Source organism: Geobacillus sp. ZGt-1, from assembly GCF_001026865.1.
In the GTDB taxonomy this organism is placed as follows: Bacteria; Bacillota; Bacilli; order Bacillales; family Anoxybacillaceae; genus Geobacillus; species Geobacillus thermoleovorans.
The window spans coordinates 117,065-119,493 of sequence record NZ_LDPD01000008.1; the positions used below are offsets into that span (position 1 = coordinate 117,065).

A 2,429-nucleotide genomic window follows, 5' to 3' on the forward strand; every position below is an offset into this window, starting at 1 on the left:
AGGCGGCGGCCATCGCGGAGGGAGCACGTGTCGGAGAATTATGGTTGACGCATTTGCCACACGTTGGCCGGCACGAGCAGCTGGTTGAGGAGGCTGGCCGGACGTTCCGCGGTGTCATCCGCCTCGCCCACACCGGCCTAATATGGGCGCAATAGGCCAAAATAAGAGAGAACAGCAAAGGAAACGCTTTCCCTTGCCCTTTGCTGTTCTTTTTTTTATAATAAATATAGTTCGAATTTTTTTACTTATAAAATGAATGGTCATTCATTCATTTTGGGGGAGGAGCGTATATGAACGTAACGACGCGGTTGGCGCAAATCGCTAAGCAGTTGCCGGACAAGGAAGCGTATGTGTTCATGAAAGAGCGGTGCACGTATCAACAATTGGACGAAGCCATTTCCCGATTTGCCGACGGGTTGGCGCGGCTTGGCGTTCGCCGAGGCGACCATATCGCCTTGTTGCTTGGCAACTCGCCGCAGTTTGTCATCGGCTTGTACGGGGCGTTGCGGCTTGGGGCGACCGTCATTCCGATCAATCCCATTTACACGCCCGAGGAAATTTCTTATATTTTGCACAACGGCGACGTCAAGGCGGTGATCGGCCTCGACTTGCTCGCTCCGTTGTTTGTGGAGGCGAAGAAGCGGCTTCCGCTGCTCGAGCATGCGATCGTTTGTGAAACGCCGGAAGGGAAGGAGAAAGGTGTTTCGCTGTCGGAAGGGATGAAATCGTTTGCAGAAGTGTTGGCGGACGGCAGCCCGGACTTTACCGGACCTGAACTGGGTGATGACGATGTCGCCGTCATTTTGTACACATCGGGGACGACCGGCAAGCCGAAAGGGGCGATGCTCACTCATAAAAACATATACAGCAATGCGCAAGATACGGCTGATTATTTAGGCATCAATGAAAACGATCGCGTCATCGCCGCGTTGCCGATGTTTCATGTCTTTTGCTTGACCGTGGCGCTCAATGCCCCGCTGATGAACGGCGGAACGGTGCTCATCATGCCAAAGTTCAGCCCAGCAAAGTTGTTTCAGCTGGCCCGAGAGGAAAAAGCGACGATTTTTGCCGGCGTGCCGACGATGTACAATTTCCTTTATCAGTACGAAGGTGGAAGCGCGGACGATTTGCGGACGCTCCGCCTTTGCATCTCAGGAGGCGCTTCAATGCCGGTCGCTTTGCTTGAAAACTTTGAGAAAAAGTTCAACGTCATCATTTCGGAAGGATATGGGCTTTCGGAGGCGTCCCCTGTCACCTGCTTTAATCCGCTCGATCGGCCGCGCAAGCCTGGTTCGATTGGAACGAACATTAAAAACGTTGAAAATAAGGTCGTCAACGAATACGGAGAAGAAGTGCCCGTCGGCGAAGTTGGCGAGCTTGTCGTTCGCGGGCCGAACGTCATGAAAGGGTACTACAAAATGCCTGAAGAGACCTCGGCCGCCTTGCGCGACGGCTGGCTGCACACCGGTGATTTGGCGCGCATGGACGAGGACGGCTATTTCTACATCGTCGACCGAAAGAAAGAGATGATTATCGTCGGCGGCTACAACGTGTATCCACGCGAAGTCGAAGAAGTGCTGTACAGCCATCCGGATGTCGTTGAAGCCGCGGTGATCGGCGTGCCGGACCCGGATTACGGAGAGGCGGTGCGGGCGTATGTCGTCGCGAAAAATCCGGAGTTGACGGAAGCAGAGCTCATTGCTTACTGCCGTGAGCGGTTGGCAAAATATAAAGTGCCGAGCGCGATTGACTTTTTGGACGAGCTGCCGAAAAATGCGACAGGAAAAATTTTGCGAAGAGCGTTAAAAGAGCGGCTCGCGTCTTCCCATGCTTGATGGTGCTGAATTTTCAGCACCTTTTCTTTTTTTTGAATAGTATATTGAAAACAAGTAGATAAATTTATATAATTTAACACATAAAAGTTTAAAAGGACTAAACTTCTCTACATAGGGGGATGGGATCATGGGCCAATCGATTCGGCGGTTCGCCGCGGTGTGTGCAGCCGGCTTGTTGTTGCTTGGCGGCTGCGGCGGCGCGAAAGAGACGGGAAGCAGCCAGGGAAGCGGCGGGAAGAGCGGGAAAGAAAAGACGTACAAAATCGGCGTGACGCAAATTGTCGAGCATCCATCGCTCGATGCGGCGCGCAAGGGATTCCAGCAGGCGTTAAAAGACAAAGGGCTGTCCGTTGAGTATGACGTGCAAATCGCCCAAGGCGACCAAAGCAACAACCAAACGATCGCCAATAATTTTGTTTCGGACGGCGTCGACTTGATTTTTGCCAACTCAACGCCAAGCGCGCAGGCGGCGCTCAATGCGACAAAAGACATTCCAATCGTGTTCACTTCGGTGACTGACCCAGTCGGCGCACAGCTTGTCCAATCAATGGAAAAACCGGGCGGCAATGTGACGGGAACGACCGATACGCACCC

The 2,429-nt window shown here is 53.0% G+C and carries 2 protein-coding genes; both read left to right on the top strand.

The genetic code is table 11. From position 1 onward, the window contains the following. Positions 1 to 290: 290 nt before the first annotated feature. Positions 291 to 1,835 carry a fatty acid--CoA ligase family protein gene (locus VU18_RS02800; RefSeq protein WP_014195010.1) on the top strand — a complete coding sequence of 515 codons (1,545 nt, stop codon included), beginning with the start codon at positions 291 to 293 and terminating at the stop codon, positions 1,833 to 1,835. Between the two features lie 127 nt (positions 1,836 to 1,962). Further along, on the top strand, positions 1,963 to 2,429 hold a 467-nt coding region (locus tag VU18_RS18975), incomplete at its 3' end, for an ABC transporter substrate-binding protein (protein ID WP_047757626.1).